This is a genomic window from Ciceribacter sichuanensis, assembly GCF_024055605.1.
Lineage (GTDB): Bacteria > Pseudomonadota > Alphaproteobacteria > Rhizobiales > Rhizobiaceae > Allorhizobium > Allorhizobium sichuanense.
In genome coordinates this window covers 521,180-540,247 of sequence record NZ_JAMXLX010000001.1, presented here as the reverse complement: position 1 = coordinate 540,247, position 19,068 = coordinate 521,180, and the positions used below count along the sequence as shown (strand labels likewise).

The window sequence follows — 19,068 nt, the reverse complement described above, 5'->3', positions numbered from 1 at the left end:
GCTGGATCCTTCAGTCGTTATTCTTGGAAAAGCCTCTGCCTAAGACAGGCAAGGCCTTCGGCCCGGTCTTCAGACCGGCCGCGTCACCGCATGGGCGACATCGTAGTCCGCCGCGATCCTGAGTTCGCGAAGCGGTTTCACGCGGGCAATAGATTCCTGATAGAGCGGGTGCGCCCGATAGGCGGCAAGCGCCGCCTCGTCGTCGAACTCGCCATAGACGATCAGATCGACGCTCGTGTCGTAGAGATCGCTCTTCACGCTCGTGCCGATTTCCAGATGCCGCGCATGGGGTATCCCGGTCAGGATCGAAAGCCCCGACCGTACGCGCTCCAGATTGGCCCTGTCAGGCACGGAAAAGAACACGATATGACGGATCAAGGACATGCACTCCGAAGGCAGCTATCGATGCGGGGCGCAGCATGTTCGCCTAGCCCTTATCCGCGATAGCATGCGCACGCGCCCGGCTCAATCGTCCGGCTTCGGCCCGGCGGTTCCGGTGATGCAGGTGCCGATCATGCGTCCCACGTCACCTTCAGCCCCGAATACCCCCGTCTTCAGCGAAGCCGCGCCCGAAACCTCGAAGGGAACCTCCCCCTCCGCGAGAATACGGAAGATCACGTAGCGCTCGTCGTCGCGCGTTCCCGTCGCCGTCTTCACCTCGCCGATGCGTCCCTCGTCGCAGCGTTCGCCACAGCAATAGTTCACCTTGCCGTCCTTCGTGCTGAAGGAGAAATCGGCGAAACCGCCACCCTCCTCGCAGGCCGGATGGCAGTAATAGATCACCTCGGCGCTGCAGCCGAGTTCGATCACTTCGTCCGCCGCGGCCGTTCCGGTCGCGGAAAGCAGCAGGCCGGCCAAGAGCAGGTCAGGTCGTATAACTGATCGCGCCATAGAAGGCCCTCCCGTAATCGGCGATCTGCAGGGCCCGGTCGAGCCGGTTGATGATCTTGCGGGCATTCACCCAATCCTCACGGCCCGGATTGAAGAACTGGTCGAGCCGCGCCCCGGTGAAGGAGCCCTTTTCCATGCCGATGAACATGATCCTGATCGCCACGTCCATCTGCATGGCCTTCGCCGGATCGGCGACAAGATCCTCTCCCACCAGCGGGCTCATCTTCGCGTAGTTCGTCTTGTGGGTGAGCTGCACCAGTCCGCGCCCGAGCCAGGATTTGCCCTGCGCATCGGGCCGCCAGTAGGGATTGCTGACCCAGGGAAGCTGCCCGCGCGCGAATGCCCGGTCGAGTATGGCAATCGCCTTTGCGTCGGTCGCCGCCAAGGTCTCACGAACCGGCTGCATGGTGCGCGCCGTCTCGTGAAAGGCGGTGGCCAGCATGTAGGCGAGCCACCGGTCGTCATTGCCGGGGCTCGTCGCCTCCCAGTGGTCGAGGATCGCCTCCATGCCCTGCGCCTGCGGCGGCTGGATGCGCCCGTTGAACAATGCCATGCGCACCCGGTCGTAGAAGAAACCCCGGTTGATCCTGCTCATCGCCTTCCCCTTGTCCCGGACGTCACCCCCTTCCCGGTCCGGCCAATGGCGCCTTGCCGAGGGAGCATCCGTCGCGTTTACCGCACGATTCAATGCAACTATAAATATAGTTACACTTCAATGATCTTTATAGTTGCAAAAAGGATCCTGCTTCGCCGGCTCGAAAAACGCCCGCGTTAACCAGAGTGAAAATTTCCTGAGGGATTCAAACGTTTAAAATAATTTCAATCGTTTAAGGAGCTTAACCCTCATATTTACAAAGATTTAACTCTGTGGAACCTTCCCGCTCATTCCACGTTTAGGCACCTGCAGACAGCGTTTCTGGCCTAACCTTGAGCCGTGAGGAGTAGATCGATGCAGACCAACAGCACGACCCAGACGAAGACCGCCGCCGCCACCATTCCCGCCCATGTGATGGAGCGTCTTGAAAGCGAATGGCGCCAGATGCGCCAGGGCAGCACCCAGCCGTCCTCGTCCTCTTCCAAGTAATCAGATCCCGCGAATGCGCGGTTCGCCCGCGCCTTCGAGAAGAAGCGCGGTAAGCGCCCAGACCAGCGCATCCAGCCGGTCGGGCGAGCGCCCTGACGACAGGCCCTCCGGGCCGAAGTCACACATCTGGTCTTCCAATTGCTGAAACCGGGCCGCGTGCAGAACGCGGCCCTGTTCGTAGAGCGCCGCCACCGGCTCGGCCCTTAGAAACTTGCCACGCGTCGCCCTCACCATGCTGACCGGCAGGTTCGCCTCCACGCTTTTCAGCGTGGCCGCCACCATCTCCCCGCCCTGGTTCACTTCCGCCACCACCCGGTCGGCCTCGAAGCGGCGATAGGCCGAGACCACGGCCCTTGCCCAGACCGCCGGGCTTTTGCCTTCGACGGACACATCCGCCAGCACCACCGCCTGCCCGTTTTCCATCAGACCGGCCACGACGATGCCGCAGCAGGAGCGCTCGCCGCTCCCCGCCGGCGGATCGACCGCGACGACGATGCGCCGGAGCGGTTCGGTCAATCGTATGGTGATGCCTTCCAGACGGTCGCGCTTCCACAGCGCGTCCTCGCGATCCTCGATCAGTTCGCCGCCCAGTTCCTGCCGCCCGAGCCGCGTGCCGCCGTAGCGACGCTCCAGCGCGGCAATGAAGCCGGGGGCCAGATTGCCCGCATTCGCCGAGGTCGAGAGACGCGTCAGCCGGGTTCCGGGCTCCGCGATCAACCGCTTTAGCAGCGGCACCGCCCGCGGCGTGGTGGTCACCACCTGCCGGGGTGCGGTCCCGAGACGCAGAGCGAATTGCAGCATGTCGAAGGTCTCCTGCGCATGTTTCCATTTCGCCAGTTCGTCACACCAGGCGAAGTGGAATTGCGGGCCGCGCAGGCTTTCGGGATCTTCCGAGGAGAAAATCTGCGCCACCGCGCCGTTCGGCCAGACGAGCCTGCGCCGGCTGATCTCCACGTCCGGTCGCATGCGGGTTGCGATGCGCACCAACCCCGAAGGGCCGTCGATCATCACTTCTCGGGCATCGCCCAGCGTTTCCGCCACCAGCGCGATCCTGAGATCCGTCTTCGGCCCTGCCGCCCGCACCATGGCCTGAACCCATTCCGCGCCGGCCCTCGTCTTGCCGGAGCCGCGCCCGCCCATCATCAGCCATGTCAGCCAGTCACCCTGCGGCGGCAATTGCTCGGCCCGCGCCAGAAACCGCCAGTCGCGCCGCATCGCCGCAATCGCGCCCAAGGGTGCCGAGCGCAACAACGCGTCGAGACCTGCCACAGCGCCGGTCCGGCCATCGCCGTCTTCCGTCATCTCCGATTGCCCGCCCGCTTCCGCCTCGCCATCCGCGATGGGTATTTCTCGCGCCACCGGCATTGTGGAATTCCGGCAGCTATCGCCGGCCATCAAGCCGATGTCCTGGCGAATCTCGACCAGAGATCCCAGTATCTGCCCGAGCGCGTCGAGTGCCTGACGGCCCGTGTGTTCCGTCTTCGTCACAGCGATCGTGAGTGCCTTGTCCAGCCTTGCGGTCTTCCCGCGCCCCGTCGCCCGGTTATCCGGGAGGCCCACATCCGGCCCCAGGACCTGCACACCCAAGACCGGCACACCCAAGACCGGCACAACCAGCCGCGACACCATCAGCATTTCCAACGCCGTCGCCGCGCGCGGCCAGCATGCCGGCAGCGCGTTCCAGTGCCCGCTCTTCGATGAGGTCCGCGAGTTCCTGTCGTATCCGGTCATGATCCTCGCTCTCGGCTCGCTGTTCCTCGGCTTCCGCCCGGTCGCGGGCAAACTGCCTTTGCAGCGCATCGACCTTTTCCAGCGTTCGGACGATCAGCGAGATCGCATCGGTCGCCGCCTTGGCGTCGGCGCGGGCAAGCTTTGCCGCCGCATCGTCGGCCGCTCCGCCCTCCACCTCGATCCGCGAAAGCATCGCTTCCGCCGAAGCCCGGAGGTTGCGAAACAGTTCGAACTGCCGCGCCATCTCGCCCATCAACTCATTGAGCAGCAGCTCATAGCGGTCAGCGGCGGAAAGGCCTTCAGCCGATTTCAACTCCAGCACCACGCGCTCGGCCGCGCGCCCGATCTGCTCGAAGCTCCAGCCCTCGCCCTCACGCTCGAAAGCAAAAGGCTCGCGGCCCGACAGCATGAGATCGATTTCCCGCTCTTTGCGTATCGCCGCCTCCCGCTCACCGCCGGCTTCGCAAGGCAACCACCGGCCAATAAAAAAGGCCCGGTCGCCCGAGCCCTGCTACAATCCCTTTGCCGAAGACCGCACCCCGAAGCCTTCCGCTCCAGCCGCAACTCTCCGACGATGCCTGAACCCTATCAAACCACCGTCACGCTGTCAAGGATTATTTTCCTATCTCCTGAATTCAGTCTATCGTACCCTTTAAACCGGCCTACTCGTAGCGTCGCTTCGACTGGCCTGAATAGCGTGCCGCCCGCCGAAGTGCGCTCCCAGGCGTGTGCGGGGTCTCAAGGCGCACTATCGGCAACGTCCCGATGTTGCCCGTAAGACCGGAAGCGACGTCAAGCCGTCCGGGTCTTGGGAGTGAAAAAGCCTAGAAGATACCGCTTGATCAATGTGTTCAACCTTCGTTCGACCAAGAGATGGAACAGAAGGGAAAACACGATGAACGCAGTGGAAACTATCGCAATCGCGCTGCCCGCAGAGAACCGGTCCAGCAAGGCTGTCACTGCGATATAGCCGATATTCTGATGGACGAGGTAGAGCGCATAGGTGGCCCCTCCGAGAAGGCGCGCTACAGGCCAGTATCTGCTGTCGATCTTCAAATTGATGAACAGGAAGAAAACGGCAACGGATGCAAATATGATCCCCGCGATCACTTCCCTTGAGAAATCAACAGAATAGGCTTCCTCGTACCAGGCCGCGCCTGAAAGAGCCGTGAACAGGGAATAGGCGCCGGCCATGAAGAACAGCGCGATCCCGTAGAGGGAAATCTTACGCTTCAGCTTGTTGATGACAATCCCCAGCGAAAAGAAGCCGCTATATTCGGTAATGAACAGGTTTTGCAGGTTCTCCGAGCCAATGAAGACTTCGTTGACAAATGAAAAGGCAATCCAGATCGGCAGAATACTCAGGATGTGCCGAAACTGTCCAAGTGCGATGAGCAGGAAGATCCAGCCATAGAACACGATCTCCAGCACGATCGACCAATATACGCCGTCCACGAATGGCTCTCCCAGTATGAGGGAAAAGACGAGAACATTCGCAACATATTGCTTCAGGTCGATGTGAAACTGCGGGTTGCCGGAGAGCGCGATCGTCGCCGCCGTGAGGCTCATGAGAATAAGAAATGTCGGATAAATGCGAACAAATCTGGAGACGAGAAAGTCGTACGGTTTTCGGTCCTCGGCAGAATAGGAGATTACAAACCCGCTGATGATGAAGAACATGCTGACGCCCAGATAGCCATAGCGGGCGACCGTCTTCAGGAGTTCGGGAAGGTCGAGGGACGGCAGTTCACCGGCGGCTTCCCCACGAAAAGCAAAATGGTAGAGCATGACCGAAAGGGCGGCAACCACGCGCAAAATGTCCAGTCCATAAAGGTGCTTCATCTGCATTCCAAAAAAACTGAGAAAATTATCTGATCCAACAAACTGACGTCTGGAGGACGTGGAACCTCCAGCCGAGACCTGTCCGCTTCAGGAGCAGGCCAAAACAAAAACACACCGAGAGATTGCATAACCTACCGGGGCTCTCTTAATTTTTCACAACCCTTGGATAGCAAAACCCGACATCAGCATGCACGCAAACGTGTAGCATCGACCACGAGAGCCCAATTCCGAGAGGACCGTCGGTATTTGGTGCGGTCCCCACAAGAAACCGGCAGGAATCGCTCCCGGCCGTTTTCGGACGGTTACCGCCATGGCTCGCGCCATAAAGGATATTTTTCCTATTTGTTGAATTTTGTCCGCAACGGAACTCCCCCGCTGAACGGCCCTCGCCGTGAGATCACGTCGAAAGGCCGTATCGCCCCTATCGGGCAATCAGCGTATCCACGTTACGAACCTTGATGCCGGGCGTGATCTTGCTGCAGGCCGGCAGCGTCTCGCCTTCCAGCACCGCAGCCATCGAGTGACGGTTCTGCGGATCGCAATAGAGTTCGACGACGCCGTCGGGCAGGCATTGCACGACCTGTTTGCGTCCACCCGAGAGGTTACGCGTGATGAATTCCGGCCGGTTTTTCCAGTCCGGCGTATTGGCGGTAAAAATCGCGTCGCAATCCTTGATCGAACCGATCTCCTTTTCGTAGAAGTTCGGCTCGGCCGCATTCGCCGCGAAAGGCATGCCGACGAGAAAAAGCAGGATCGGGACAATGCGACGCATGGCAGGGACTCCTCATAAGACAGAGGCTCAACCTAGCGTCGAGGCCTCCGCCGGAGAACCGCCAATACTGGGCGGATCGCACCCGTTTCCTTACTCCGCCGCCCCGCCATACTGTTCCCATGCCGTCATCGCGTGACCTGCATACATCAGCGACGGGCCGCCGCCCATGTAGACCGCCATGCCCAGCGTTTCCTCGAATTCCGCCTTGGTGCAACCGAGCTTGACCAGCGTTTCGGTATGGAAGCCGATGCAGCCATCGCAGCGGGTGGAGATCGCGATGCCGAGCGCCACCAGTTCCTTGGTCTTCTTGTCCAGCGCGCCAGCCTTGGTGGCAGCCTGCGCCATGGCGGAGAAGCCGGCCATGACGTCGGGAATATCCTTGCGCAAGGTCTTGATACCGTTTGAAATTTCCTTCGTGATGTCGAGATAGTCCTTGCTCATCGGTCGCCCTTTCAATCAAAACATATATAAATTCATATACATGAAGATTTCGGATTGCCGCAAGCATGAAAACGACGGAAAGACATGGTGCGGCAAACTGGACTAGCGGGCGCACAGCGCTCCGTCTTTTTCGTTCTCAATCCATTGAAGAACAAAGCCAACCCACAAAAAGAAAACGGCCGGGATCGCTCCCGGCCGTTTTCGGACCCCTTACCCTGGAGCGCCGTGCGTCCATCAGGACGCACAAAAGACGCTCCGAATTATTGAATCTGCGCATCAAGCTCTCCGAAAATCGATCCCGATCTTCGGAAAGCTCGATGCGCCAGGGCCTGCGCCGTCAGGCGCTTTTCCGGACCGGCGTATAGCCGGCCTCGCGTATCGCTTCCTCGGCCTTGGCAGCGTCGCCGGCCACGGAAACCTCGTGTCCCTTCAGGTCGATCGTCACGGCAGCACCCGGCAGGGCCTCGCCCAGAGCCTTGGTCACGGCCTTCTCGCAATGGCCGCAGGTCATGTCTTCCACCGCAAAGCGTACAATCTCGTTCATCGTCATCTTCCTTCCGTTTCCGACGCATCGGATCCGTTTCTCTTGCACCCTCCCATCATGGGAAGGTCAATAGACAAAATGCAGGGTCAGCTGTCGCACTGGCGCGGCGTCTTGCCGCTGCCGGCCAGATCCGCGAGGATCGGACAGCTCGGCCGGTGGTCGCCGTGACAGCTTTCCGCGAGATCGCTCAGCGTCGCCACCATGGCCTTCATCGAGGCGATCTTTTCCTCGAGTTCGGTAATGTGGTCCAGTGCCAGCTTCTTCACCTCGCTGCTCGCCCTTTCCTTGTCGGCCCAGAGCGCCAGCAGCTTTTCCGTCTCGTCCAGCGAGAAGCCGAGGTCGCGGGAGCGCCGAACGAAGCGCAGCCGGTTCACCTCGTCGTCACCATAGACGCGGTAATTGCTGGCCGTGCGCATGGCCGGGCGAACCAGACCGATTTCCTCGTAATAGCGGATCATCTTGGCCGAAACGCCGGAGGCGTGAGAAGCTTCACCGATGTTCATGCGTCACTCCTTTCCTTTCCGTTTTCATGCCCAGTTTCCCAGCCCGATGGCCTTCCTTCACAACCGCCCGCATCACATAGCCCCCGCCGTGCTGATGTCCGTCACGGTAGCCCGCTTCAATCGCAACGCATTGGTCAGGACGAAGACGCTCGAAAGCCCCATGGCTGCGGCGCCCACCATTGGCGAGAGCATGATCCCGAAATGCGGGTAGAGGATGCCCGCCGCAACCGGGATCAGCAATATGTTGTAGCCAAAGGCCCAAAAAAGATTCTGGCCGATATTGCGGATCACCTTGCGGCTGATTTCCACGGCATGCACCGCGCCCGAGAGGTCGCCGCCGACCAGCACCACGTCGGCGCTTTCGATGGCGACATCCGTTCCGGTTCCAATCGCAATGCCGGTATCGGCGCTGGCCAGTGCGGGCGCGTCGTTGATGCCATCGCCGATGAAGGCCACCTTGCGGCCCTTCTCGCGCAGTGCCTCGATCGCCTTCACCTTGCCCTCGGGCAGCACTTCCGCCACCACTTCGTCGATCCCGGTCGCCCGCCCGATCGCTTCCGCCGTCCGGCGATTGTCGCCCGTCACCATGACTACCGACAATCCCAGCGCCTTCAATGCCTTGACGGACTGAATGCTGGTCGGCTTCAACGGATCGGCAACCGCAATCGCGGCGGCAAGCCGGCCGTCGAGCGCGACATAGAGCGGCGTCTTGCCCTCCGATGCCAGCCGTGCCGCCGTCTCGCCGAAGATCGATACGTCGAGGCCGAGCCTTGCCATGTAGCGGTCGGCACCGGCCGTCACCGTGACGCCGGAAACCCTGCCGGCGATACCGTAGCCCGCAACCGCCTCGACGGTGTCGGACGCTTCGACCGCAAGCCCCCGCGCAATTGCGGCCTTCACGATGGCCTCGGCCACGGGATGCTCGGAGCGCGCCTCAAGGCTTGCGGCCAGCGCCAGCACCCTGTCCTCCTCGAAGCCCTCGGCAACCGCGATATCGGTCAGTTCCGGCCGGCCCTTGGTGATCGTGCCGGTCTTGTCCATCACGACGGTATCGACATCCTTCAGCGTCTGCAGCGCCTCGCCCTTGCGGAAGAGAACGCCGAGTTCGGCGGCCCTGCCCGTACCGACCATGATCGAGGTCGGCGTGGCAAGCCCCATGGCGCAGGGGCAAGCGATGATGAGAACGGCGACGGCAGCAACGAGCCCGTAGGTATAGGCCGGCTCCGGCCCGACGAAGAGCCAGACGAAAAATGTCAGCACGGCAATGCCGATCACCGCCGGAACGAACCAGCCCGTCACCTTGTCGACCGCCATCTGGATCGGCAGTTTCGCGCCTTGCGCCTCGCCCACCATGCGGATGATCTGCGAGAGCATCATGTCGGAACCGACCCTCTCGGCCCTGAACCGAAAGGAACCCTTGCCGTTGATCGTGCCGCCGATCACGGTTGCGCCGGCAGTCTTCTCGACCGGCACGGGTTCGCCCGAAATCATCGCCTCGTCCACATGGGAGGCACCGTCGATCACGCTGCCGTCGACCGGAATGCGCTCGCCCGGACGCACCACCACGACATCGCCGGCCACCACGTCGGACGCGGCGATATCCAGTGTTACGCCATCGCGCTCGACGCGGGCGGTCTTGGCCTGCAGGCCGGCAAGCTTCTTGATCGCAGCCCCGGTGCGGCCCTTTGCGCGCGCTTCCAGCAGCCGCCCGAGCAGGATCAGCGTCACGATCACGGTCGCCGCCTCGTAATAGACGTGCCGCGCCTCATAGGGCAGCGCGTCAGGCGCGAAGGTGGTCGCCAGCGAATAGAGATAGGCGGCACCGGTGCCGATCGCGACCAGCGAATTCATGTCCGGCCCGCCGCGCAAAAGCGCCGGAACGCCCTTGACGAAGAAACGGCGGCCGGGGCCGAAAAGCACCAGCGTCGCGAGCATAAACTGGATGTAATTCAGGAGGTTGCCGGGGAAGATGTCCATCAGCCTGTGATGCAGCGGCGGATAGATGTGGCTGCCCATCTCCATCACGAAGAGCGGCAGCGAAAACACCAGCGCTGTCCAGAAATCACGCGTCAGGCGGGAGATCTCTCGTTCCTTGGCTTCCTCGTGGGTATCCGTCTCGCCGGCCTCGGCCTGCAGCTTCGCCTTGTAGCCGGCCCTCTCGACCGCCTTTGTGAGAGCGGGAACGGCACTTCTGCCGCCAAGCACTGTCACCACCGCCTTGCCGGTTGCAAGGTTGACGGCCGCGCTCTCGACGGACGGCACGCTTTTCAGGGCCTTTTCCACCCTTGAGACGCAGGAGGCGCAGGTCATGTCCTCGATATCGAGCGTCACCGTCTCGGCCTTCGCCTCATAGCCCGCATCCTGCACCGCCTTGACCAGAGCCTCAGCCGAAAAACCGGGCCCCGGCGTCACGCTCAGCGTTTCGGTGGCAAAGTTCACGGCGCTTGCCGCAACCCCCGGCACCTTGGCGGCAGCCTTCTCGACCCGCTTGACGCAGGAGGCGCAGGTCATGCCCTCGACCGGCAGGATGATCGGCTGGGCGGCCGGCGCTTTGTTTCTCGGCATCTCGTTCATCATCGTCACCTCTGGGCCCATTGCGCCATCGCCGGATCAGCATTCGCCCGATCCGTCCCGGCAAGGCCCGAAATCCATCGCCACACCCCTCCCCGCGCCTGTCACGCCCGGTGGAGAACCGCACCATAGATGGACCTTCCCATCATGGGAGGGTCAAGGGGCAAGGCAGGATTTTTTCAAGATCATGACGGGACAAAAGGAAGCGGGTCCCCAGACCTCCAACGCCGTTCGCAAGACCGCGTCGCCCGAATGTCAAAAGTCGTGCATCCCTTCCCTTCCATTACGCGGCCGCAAACCCATCCTGCAACCTGTCGTCGATATCGACGTGAACTCTACCTATGGATTTATTTAATTGTCAAAGCACGTAAAGCGTGTTTTACATTTCTCATGCAGTACAGATGCCTTGACCGTTGAAGGGGGACGCCGTGGCAGTCAGTATTTCCAGGGGAATGGTGCGTAAGGACGGCCGAGCGGTGCCCGTTGTACCCTCGCCATACAAATCCTCATTCGACGGCAACCAGCCGAAGATCCTCGTGATGCATTTCACCTATGGCTCCAGCGCCGCCTCGAGCGCTGAATGGTTCCGTAGCAAGCAGAATCCCGGTTCGTCGGCGCATGTGGTCATCGATCGGGACGGCTCCATCATCCAGTGTGTGTCCTTCGAGGAATGTGCCTGGCATGCCGGGGCGTCCTCCTGGCGCGACCGGCACGGTAACAGGCTGGAAGGCCTCAACCGCCATTCCTTCGGCATCGAGCTTTCCAACTGGGGCTATCTTCAGAAGAGCGCCTCCGGCTGGCGCAGCTATACCGGCGCTCCGATCGCCGATCCCGTCCTCGCCCAGCACAAGAACGGCAACCCGGATGAAACCCCGGGCCTGATCGGCTGGGAGCCATATCCGGCCGAGCAGATCGATGCCGCCGTGGAGGTCGCCCGCGCCATCGTAGATGCCTATGGCGTGGATGAAATCGTCGGCCATGACGACATCGCGCCGACCCGCAAATGGGACCCCGGCCCGGCCTTCGACATGCAGAAATTTCGGGCGCAGGTGCTCGGCGATGACCGCTCATCGAACGACAGCGACACACTCTCCGTCATCGTGGATGAAGGGCTCAACCTGCGCTCCGGCCCGTCGACCGAGTTTCCGACGGTCTCCCTGCTTGCCCGCGGCACCCTGCTGCAACCGCTGGAACGCCGCGGCCGATGGCTGCTGGTATCGGTCATGAAAAACGGTGTGCCGTTTTCGACCGGATGGGTGCACGGCGCTTACGTCGCCTAGCTCGAGCGGAAGGACAGGCTGACGACATGACCAGTTTGATCACAGACCGCGCCATCCGGCGAATTGCGCAGACCCTGCTTATTCTGGTCTTCATTTTCGAGGCCTGCGTGCCCGGCATCGTCATTGCGACCGTCATCATGCGAAAACACTCGATATTGCTGCACGGAGAAATGCTGGAACTGGCCCGGACCTTCTTCGCCGTGATCTCCATCCCGCTGTCGAGTACGATAGGGCAGCTTGCGGCGGCCGCCACCACGGCGCTGCCCCTCATCGTCGGCGCCGTCTGCTTCCGGATCGATACGGCGAGCACGCCATGGAAGGCAGGGACAAGCCTGAACTGGACAGGAGGCTTCATTCTGTTCCTGCTGCTGGTCGGGGCAGCTCTCTCCCTCATCGTGGTGATTGCCTGCTCCGTCTCTCCCTATCTGGACGCCCTGAACTCCGTCGCCGGAACGCCTGCGCAGGCAACGCTCGTCAAGGGCGTGATCGGCGGCATCCTGTCCCTGCAGATCCTTTACGTGTCACAACTGATCGGATGGAAACCCGCATGACGTTCCGCCTTCCTGCCCTCGGCCTCCTTCTCAGCCTCAACGCTGCGCCACTGTCGGCCGGACAGCTGGAAGTTCAGGCGGTGGATCACAAGCTCAAGGATGTCGATGCCGCGACGCTGGATCTGGTATCGCAGGATATCCAGAACGAGCCGGTTACCGATGGCGTGTGGAAAATCACGTTCAAGCAGCCCGAGGCGTTTTTCGCAAAGGTTCGCCTGACCGCCTCGGCTGCGGACCGGGAGCAGTTCAGGGCCAATTTCAACATTCCCTATTTCTGGGACGAAAAGGCGCCGGCGCCGTTTCAGGCCACACTCATCAAGCCGGACCCGCAAACCAACTCCGTCCAGCAGCTGCGTCGCGAAGCCAGGGTCTATCTCAACGCGGCGAATATGATGGTTCTGAACCAGCACGCCCGGCTCATCTGGAGGCAGCTCAATGCCGAGCTGAGCAGCTGGCGAACCCAGGTCGATCCGGATGATATCGACACCGCCTTCTATTTTCTCCTGACCTCAAAGGAACTGGCGAACAACCGGTTCTTCCAGCCGGACGACGAGGTGACCACCGCCATGGAATGGCTGTCGAAACAGCTCGGCTCGCCCGATGCGGCCGTTCCGCCCAAGATCGCCCAGGAGGCCACCAAGATCATCGGGGAACTGCGGCTTGCGCGCTCGACGCAGTATCAGGTGGTGGTCAACAGGATCAACGAGGATATCGGTGGCTTTTCCTCGGGCAAGCGCATCTCCGCCTGCCTGCGGGCAAGGGCCATCAGCGACACGATGCTCGGCTTCGACAGCACGGAACGCGCCGAAATCGATCCCGACGGACGCCGGGCGCTGCAGGCCATGATCGGCAACGCCAGATGCATTATCCGGAACTATGGCAAGGTCACCGTCGATAACGCCTATACCGAATACGCGAAATGGCTGAGCGAACAGATGCAGGAACGGATCGCCCTGCAGGCGCCGGACAGCAACACGACGCTGGTCCAGCAGGCAACCTCCCACCTCAAGTCCCTGCAGACGGCGCTGGATGGGTGGGAGAAATCGCCGCCGACCTGAGACGGTGGGTCAAAGACACGACAGCCGTTCATGCCCTCCAGGGCTGACGGCCTCCGCTTCGCCTCGGACGCACACCGCGCGGCAAAGCATGTGGCTATCGATCCAGTTTCGCCTTCTCGCCTACGGTCAGCGGCCAATCGACGACATAGTCCTCGAAGTCCTCGACATCGACATCCTCTTCGGAGACCGTGCGTCCGCGGGCGGAGATGCCGGCGGCGTGGACGGTTTCGCGGTCGCCGGAAACGAGGTAGTGCCACCAGTAAAGGTCCTCGCCGTCGCCGATCAGGCGATAGGCGCAGGTGGGCGGCAGCCAGCCGATCTCGTCCACGCCCTTGACGGTGAGCTGGATGCAGTCCGGCACAGTCGCCTTGCGGTTTTCATAATCCTTGCAGCGACAGCTTTCCCCGTCGAGCAGGCGACAGGCAACGGAAGTGAACACCACGTCACCGGAGTCCCAATCCTCCAGCTTGTTGAGACAACAGAGGCCGCAGCCGTCGCACAGCCCTTCCCATTCGGAAAGGGTCATTTCGGCAAGGGTCTTGGTCTTCCAGTAAGGTAGCTCGGTCATCGCCCGTCACCGGGGCAGATCATGCCCCGCTTTTTTCTTGTTCTTTGCGTACAAATCGACAATCTATCAGCATTCACCGATTTGCCGGCCGGTTCGCCATGCTCTTGGCCCCTGCCGGCGGTCGCGTCAAGGGTCGGGCGACCTGGGATCACGGGACTTGCGGCCGGGAGCCCATGTCGGAAGGCCCGAGATAGACAGTCGCGGGCCCTGTCCGCAGCATTCCTGGGAAGCATTCGCGTGGCCGACAACCTGCCGTCAGAACCGGAAAAAAAGCCGCGCCTCAAGCGCCATATCCTGTTGCGTATCGACAGCTGGATCGACTCCACGCTGTGGAATGCCGGATTCCGCTTTACCGAGACCTGGGAAGACATCACCATCTTCTTCCGCCGTTTCCGGGTGCGCGGTCTCAAGCGGTTGTTCTTCGAAGTGCTCGGCGAAGGCATGACGCTCGGCACCGCGGGTTTCGTCGTGCTTCTGGCGCTTGCGCAGCCGGCCTTCGAGGAAACCAAGAAGGACTGGCGCAACCACGACAACTTCGCCGTCACCTTTCTCGACCGCTACGGCAACCAGATCGGCCATCGCGGCATCATCCACGAGAACTCGGTACCGATCGACGAACTGCCGGATCACCTGATCAAGGCGGTTCTGGCGACCGAGGACCGGCGCTTCTTCGATCACTTCGGCATCGACTTCCTCGGCCTGATCCGCGCCATGAGCGAGAACGCCAAGGCCGGCTCCGTCGTGCAGGGCGGCTCGACGCTGACCCAGCAGCTCGCCAAGAACCTGTTCCTCACCAATGAACGCTCGATCGAGCGCAAGATCAAGGAAGCATTCCTCTCGCTCTGGCTCGAAGCCAATCTCAGCAAGAAGGAAATTCTCTCGCTCTATCTCGACCGCGCCTATATGGGCGGCGGCACCTTCGGGGCGGCGGCGGCCTCGCAGTTCTATTTCGGCAAGCCGATTACCGAGGTGACGCTTGCCGAAAGCGCCATGCTGGCCGGCCTGTTCAAGGCGCCGGCGAAATATGCACCGCATGTCAACCTGCCGGCCGCCCGTGGGCGCGCCAACGAAGTGCTCTCCAACATGGTGCAGAGCGGCATCATGACCGAGGGTCAGGTGATCGCGGCGCGGCGCAACCCGGCGACCGTCGTCGACCGCGGTGAGGCGGAGGCACCCGATTTCTTCCTCGACTGGGCCTTCGACGAGGTGCAGCGGATCGCGGCGAGGTTCCCGGATCATTCGCTGGTGGTGCGCACCACCGTCGATACCGGCCTGCAGAAGGCGGCGGAAGAATCCGTCGCCTCCAGCCTTCGCGAATATGGCGAGGCCTATCACGTCAAGCAGGGCGCGCTGGTAATGATCGAGAACGGCGGCGCGGTGCGCGCCATGGTGGGCGGGCGCGACTATGGCGAAAGCCAGTTCAACCGCGCCACGCGGGCGCTGCGCCAGCCGGGATCGTCGTTCAAGATCTACACCTATTCGCTGGCGATGGAGAGCGGCCTCACCCCCGAGACACCGATCACCGACGGCCCCATTTCCTGGGGCAACTGGAGCCCGAAGAACTACGGCAACAGCTATGCCGGCCGCATCAATATCGAGACGGCGCTGGTCAAGTCGATCAACACCATCCCGGTCCGTCTCGCCAAGGAAAAGCTCGGCCCCAACGCCATCAACGACATCATGGCGGAAGCCAAGAAATTCGGCGTAGAGACCCCCATCCGCAAGGACGTGACGATCCCGATCGGCACGTCGGAAGTGACCGTGCTCGACCAGGCGACAGCCTATGCCGTGTTCCCGACAGGCGGCTATCAGTCGCGCCGCCACGGCATCCAGCAGATCATGAACTACAATGGCGACGTGCTCTACGATTTCGATCGCGACGAACCGGCGCCGCAGCGGGTGCTCTCCGAGCAGGCGGCGCATTCCATGCTGCAGATGCTGACCAAGGTTCCCTATATCGGCACCGCGCGACGCGCCGCCGTGGACGGCGTGCTGACTGGCGGCAAGACCGGCACCACGCAGGCCTATCGCGACGCATGGTTCTGCGGCTTCACCGGCAACTATGCCGCCGCCGTCTGGTTCGGCAATGACGACTATACCTCGTCCAACAACATGACCGGCGGCTCGCTGCCGGCGATGACCTTCAAGAAGCTGATGGATTATGCCCATCAGGGCATCGACCTTCGCCCCATTCCCGGCTTCGAAAATCCGGGCAAGGAAGTAACCGGCGAGAAGGTGGCAAGCGCCAAGCCGAAGGACGGCGAGGCCGCGCTGCCGGCCCCTGTTCGCCCGCGCTCGCTGTCATCCGGCTCGACCCGGCTGATTCGCGATATCGCCCGCATGATGAAGGAAGCAAAACCCATTCCCCGGACCGTCCAGAAGCTTGCCAGCGTCGAATTGCGCGGCACGGAATGAGACAGCAAAAACCCCTCAAAATTGACAGAAATCACAGATGAGCACGCCATTCCGGCGGTCGTTTACCCGGCATTAACCAATCACGGCCGGACGCCCTGAAAAGGGGGTGGATTTTCGTTGCTTTAAAGTCTGATTAAGTCGATCGACCTATTTGTTGCGCCGCTCCTGAACGGAGTTTCTCATTTCTTTCGCGCTTTCGGTGAAACTCGATGGACAACTGGCTTGGCCTGGACCCGCGCCCGCGTCTGACGACCGAACAAAGGTCGGCTTACGAACGCGACCGTTCGGATGTCCGCAGCCAGTCGCTCAACCAGACCACCTTCACAATCGCCCTGTTCTACATGTTCTATGCGGCAATCGACGTATTGCTGCTCGGCGACATCGTCTGGCTGTCAATCGGCCTGCGCTTCGGCGTGATCCTGCCGCTGGCGCTGGGGCTCAGCCATTACCAGAGCGGCCGCCGGCCGATCGCCCACAAGGAGGCGGCGACGCTTGCCGTCGTCATCGCCGGAAACATCGTCTGGTGCATTGTGCTGGTGTCGAGCGAAAGTCCGGCGGCGCTGCATTACTATTATGCCGCGGCGGTGTTCCAGATGGTCGTCACCATCGCGGTTCGCGCGCCGCTGGCAATCACGCTTTACGCGACGCTTTGTTGCTTCCTCATCAACTACGGCTTCATCTGGTTCCTGAAGGGCGTCACCCTGGACTACGTGCTCTATCACCTCGCCCTCTACCTGCCGACGGTGACGCTGACGCTGATCTCCAGCCATCAGCTGGAGGCGGAACGCCAGATCGCCTTTCTGCAGGCGCATGAAAACGAGGCGCTGAAGCGCGAGCTTTCCCGGCAGAACGGCGAGCTGGAACGTCTCTCGGCGACCGACCCTCTGACCCAGCTTCCCAACCGGCGCGGGGCCGAAGCCGAGCTGGCGCGGCTGCGCCGCTGGTACAGGAGCGAGGACCTCGCCCAATCGGCGCTGCTGCTGATCGACATCGATAACTTCAAGGCCTTCAACGACAATTACGGCCACAATGCCGGCGATGCCTGCCTCAGGGCCGTTGCCGACTGCATGCGCCGCGAACTGCCGGATTCGATCCACCTGTCACGCCATGGCGGCGAGGAATTCCTGGCGCTGATGCCGCTTTCGGACCCCGCCCGCGCCGGTATGTTCGCCGAGCGCATGCGCCGGGCCGTGCGATCGCTTGCCATCGAACACGCCCACACCGGCGACCGCAACCGACACGTCACCATCAGCATCGGCATCGGCTGCGGCTCGATCGCCAATGAACCAAGCTTCGCCGCCACCCTCAACGCCGCCGACCGCGGCCTCTACGCCGTCAAGGACAACGGCCGCAACGCCTGGCGCTTCGGCCCGCCGGCCGAATGCGAGCGGATCGACGCGGCTTGAGGCCACCGTAATCACCGATTACTACTAGTTAGTAGGTATAGTTCACAGCCTCTCTGCCGAAACTCAAGATCTGCAATCGGCTTCCATGCAATGGCTTGGCGAACTGCCGTGGTAACCCGTTCCGATGCACCAGCTCCCTGCCTTGCCTGCAATGGGTACTGGGCTTGCAACCAGTCTCTTACTGTTTGGGACGCGGCCCCATACCACATACCGGCCCAAAATTCGGGCGAGCGTTCGGCAGTGAAATTTGGCTTATCCTGTGCGGCTTGCTTGCTAAGTTCGATGCCTTCCGAAACTGATTTTAGAGCTTCTTCATATCCCAATATCGCGAAACGATACGTATCTTGATCGCGGTCCGCCCATTGTGCCAGCTCAGCGCATTCGAAAATTTCCGTCGCCTCATTGGCGAGACCAGTTTCTGCAACGAAGGAATTTGCCGCCAGCGCTCCCACAAACATCAAAGCTGGAAATTTCACTCGCATCATACCCTCGCTCATTTATTTTTTTGCAGGATACATCGCAGATTTTAGCTGTCGGCTTCTTCAAGTGATCGAAACCCGGCCTCAACAAACCTGCTATGCGCATCTCCTTTTGGCCCAAAACCTAACTCAAACGTTTTATCGAAAGACGACGCTCCGATCAAAAGGCACTGGGCTGCGGTGAGAAGTAGAAGCGGGATGTCATCCAGTGCAGGGGCATACCGCAATTGCTTTATTTCGCTATCCTCTCCCAAAACCAGATATGCCTCCAACTCTCGCACAGGTGTATGAATGGCATCGCTTAGCAGGGTATAGTGGGCAATATACCACTCATGCATGTCTGCGAGCCTGCTCCACTCGACAATTTTAATCTCCTTTGCCCCTCGCCGTTTAACCTCGGCTTTTAGTTGAGCAATATCATCATCTGTAATCTTGGAACGCGCTTCATCAATATTAGAATAGCTATTATTACGCGCGTTATTCATCGATTTCAGTCTATACAATAGATCTTGTTTAATGAAAATTTCCAGAGAACTTGAATTGATGGAAACTGCTCGCATTTTGAAAATACATTCAACAAGTGCTCGAAGCGTAACTTTTGCATCAGGAATTACACCCCTCCCGAGCAATATGATTGTCGCTTGATAGTGATCGAGACATCGCATGAAAAGCGTCGCAATTATTACCGCCCGATGATCATGATTTCGAACGGTAGCAGAGAAGAGCAGATCATGGCAGTCTCGATTAATATTTCTCGCACCCGCAAATAGAGGGCAATAAGCGGCTCGGATACCATCCTCGAGATCGCTGCTGCGTTTTGTTAAGAATCCATCGGCGTCAAACTCAAAATCCATGTCTGTAGTTGCCTATGGTTTGTCGCACAGGACTACCTGTCTGCTGTCCCCTTGTTCATACCATATATGGACCGAAGC

Annotated in this window: 21 protein-coding genes; 7 read left to right on the top strand and 14 right to left on the bottom strand. The window is 60.8% G+C overall.

Annotated features, from left to right (window positions below; genetic code table 11):
• Positions 1–69: 69 nt before the first annotated feature.
• The 3 genes from NBH21_RS02615 to NBH21_RS02605 all read right to left on the bottom strand — a co-directional run bounded on the left by NBH21_RS02615 (position 70) and on the right by NBH21_RS02605 (position 1,486).
• Positions 70–378: a Dabb family protein gene (locus NBH21_RS02615; RefSeq protein WP_250912395.1), complete on the bottom strand. Its 309-nt coding sequence runs from the start codon at positions 376–378 to the stop codon at positions 70–72.
• A gap of 87 nt (positions 379–465) precedes the next feature.
• A complete protein-coding gene (locus tag NBH21_RS02610) occupies positions 466–891 on the bottom strand; it encodes a hypothetical protein (protein ID WP_250912394.1) in 426 nt (141 codons plus the stop codon).
• Positions 866–1,486, bottom strand: a complete 621-nt coding sequence (locus NBH21_RS02605) for a lysozyme family protein (protein ID WP_250912393.1) — start codon at positions 1,484–1,486, stop codon at positions 866–868. Before NBH21_RS02605 ends, NBH21_RS02610 begins: the two co-directional genes overlap by 26 nt.
• A gap of 354 nt (positions 1,487–1,840) precedes the next feature.
• Here NBH21_RS02605 and NBH21_RS26025 point away from each other — a divergent pair, with 354 nt between their 5' ends.
• A complete protein-coding gene (locus NBH21_RS26025) occupies positions 1,841–1,975 on the top strand; it encodes a hypothetical protein (RefSeq protein ID WP_280513847.1) in 135 nt (44 codons plus the stop codon).
• On the opposite strand, the gene NBH21_RS02600 is transcribed toward NBH21_RS26025, so the two are convergent.
• The 8 genes from NBH21_RS02600 to NBH21_RS02565 form a co-directional block, all read right to left on the bottom strand.
• Positions 1,976–3,190: a DNA-packaging protein gene (locus NBH21_RS02600; RefSeq protein WP_250912802.1), complete on the bottom strand. Its 1,215-nt coding sequence runs from the start codon at positions 3,188–3,190 to the stop codon at positions 1,976–1,978.
• A 328-nt stretch (positions 3,191–3,518) separates the two neighbouring features.
• Positions 3,519–4,115, bottom strand: a complete 597-nt coding sequence (locus NBH21_RS02595; protein ID WP_250912392.1) for a hypothetical protein — start codon at positions 4,113–4,115, stop codon at positions 3,519–3,521.
• Positions 4,116–4,498: 383 nt separating this feature from the next.
• Positions 4,499–5,548, bottom strand: coding sequence for an acyltransferase family protein (locus NBH21_RS02590; protein WP_280924837.1), 1,050 nt, complete (start codon positions 5,546–5,548; stop codon positions 4,499–4,501).
• 421 nt (positions 5,549–5,969) lie between these two features.
• The gene (locus NBH21_RS02585; protein WP_250912390.1) at positions 5,970–6,320 is read right to left on the bottom strand and encodes a hypothetical protein; all 351 of its coding nucleotides are present in this window, start codon (positions 6,318–6,320) and stop codon (positions 5,970–5,972) included.
• Positions 6,321–6,410: 90 nt separating this feature from the next.
• A complete protein-coding gene (locus tag NBH21_RS02580; RefSeq protein WP_250912389.1) occupies positions 6,411–6,761 on the bottom strand; it encodes a carboxymuconolactone decarboxylase family protein in 351 nt (116 codons plus the stop codon).
• 337 nt (positions 6,762–7,098) lie between these two features.
• On the bottom strand, positions 7,099–7,305 hold the full coding sequence (locus tag NBH21_RS02575) for a heavy-metal-associated domain-containing protein (RefSeq protein ID WP_250912388.1): 207 nt from the start codon (positions 7,303–7,305) through the stop codon (positions 7,099–7,101).
• A gap of 86 nt (positions 7,306–7,391) precedes the next feature.
• Positions 7,392–7,808: a Cu(I)-responsive transcriptional regulator gene (gene cueR / locus NBH21_RS02570; protein WP_250912387.1), complete on the bottom strand. Its 417-nt coding sequence runs from the start codon at positions 7,806–7,808 to the stop codon at positions 7,392–7,394.
• 72 nt (positions 7,809–7,880) lie between these two features.
• Positions 7,881–10,382: a heavy metal translocating P-type ATPase gene (locus NBH21_RS02565; protein ID WP_250912386.1), complete on the bottom strand. Its 2,502-nt coding sequence runs from the start codon at positions 10,380–10,382 to the stop codon at positions 7,881–7,883.
• On the opposite strand from NBH21_RS02565, the gene NBH21_RS02560 reads away from it, so the two are divergent.
• From NBH21_RS02560 to NBH21_RS02545, 4 genes are all read left to right on the top strand, one after another.
• On the top strand, positions 10,318–10,734 hold the full coding sequence (locus NBH21_RS02560; RefSeq protein ID WP_250912830.1) for a hypothetical protein: 417 nt from the start codon (positions 10,318–10,320) through the stop codon (positions 10,732–10,734). The two genes, NBH21_RS02565 and NBH21_RS02560, sit on opposite strands and share 65 nt — an antisense overlap.
• A gap of 73 nt (positions 10,735–10,807) precedes the next feature.
• A complete protein-coding gene (locus NBH21_RS02555; protein WP_250912385.1) occupies positions 10,808–11,659 on the top strand; it encodes an N-acetylmuramoyl-L-alanine amidase in 852 nt (283 codons plus the stop codon).
• 26 nt (positions 11,660–11,685) lie between these two features.
• Positions 11,686–12,210 (top strand): hypothetical protein, encoded by a 525-nt coding sequence (locus tag NBH21_RS02550; RefSeq protein ID WP_250912384.1) that lies wholly within the window; start codon positions 11,686–11,688, stop codon positions 12,208–12,210.
• The gene (locus NBH21_RS02545; protein WP_250912383.1) at positions 12,207–13,268 is read left to right on the top strand and encodes a hypothetical protein; all 1,062 of its coding nucleotides are present in this window, start codon (positions 12,207–12,209) and stop codon (positions 13,266–13,268) included. Before NBH21_RS02550 ends, NBH21_RS02545 begins: the two co-directional genes overlap by 4 nt.
• Positions 13,269–13,362: 94 nt before the next feature.
• On the opposite strand, the gene NBH21_RS02540 is transcribed toward NBH21_RS02545, so the two are convergent.
• Positions 13,363–13,836 (bottom strand): YcgN family cysteine cluster protein, encoded by a 474-nt coding sequence (locus tag NBH21_RS02540; RefSeq protein ID WP_250912382.1) that lies wholly within the window; start codon positions 13,834–13,836, stop codon positions 13,363–13,365.
• Between the two features lie 237 nt (positions 13,837–14,073).
• On the opposite strand from NBH21_RS02540, the gene NBH21_RS02535 reads away from it, so the two are divergent.
• Both NBH21_RS02535 and NBH21_RS02530 read left to right on the top strand, forming a co-directional pair.
• On the top strand, positions 14,074–16,251 hold the full coding sequence (locus NBH21_RS02535; RefSeq protein WP_250912381.1) for a transglycosylase domain-containing protein: 2,178 nt from the start codon (positions 14,074–14,076) through the stop codon (positions 16,249–16,251).
• A gap of 209 nt (positions 16,252–16,460) precedes the next feature.
• Entirely contained in the window at positions 16,461–17,657 is a 1,197-nt protein-coding gene (locus NBH21_RS02530) for a GGDEF domain-containing protein (protein WP_250912380.1), read from the top strand.
• Between the two features lie 11 nt (positions 17,658–17,668).
• On the opposite strand, the gene NBH21_RS02525 is transcribed toward NBH21_RS02530, so the two are convergent.
• Both NBH21_RS02525 and NBH21_RS02520 read right to left on the bottom strand, forming a co-directional pair.
• Entirely contained in the window at positions 17,669–18,154 is a 486-nt protein-coding gene (locus NBH21_RS02525; protein WP_250912379.1) for a hypothetical protein, read from the bottom strand.
• A gap of 29 nt (positions 18,155–18,183) precedes the next feature.
• The gene (locus tag NBH21_RS02520; protein WP_250912378.1) at positions 18,184–18,990 is read right to left on the bottom strand and encodes a DUF5677 domain-containing protein; all 807 of its coding nucleotides are present in this window, start codon (positions 18,988–18,990) and stop codon (positions 18,184–18,186) included.
• Between the last annotated feature and the right edge of the window lie 78 nt (positions 18,991–19,068).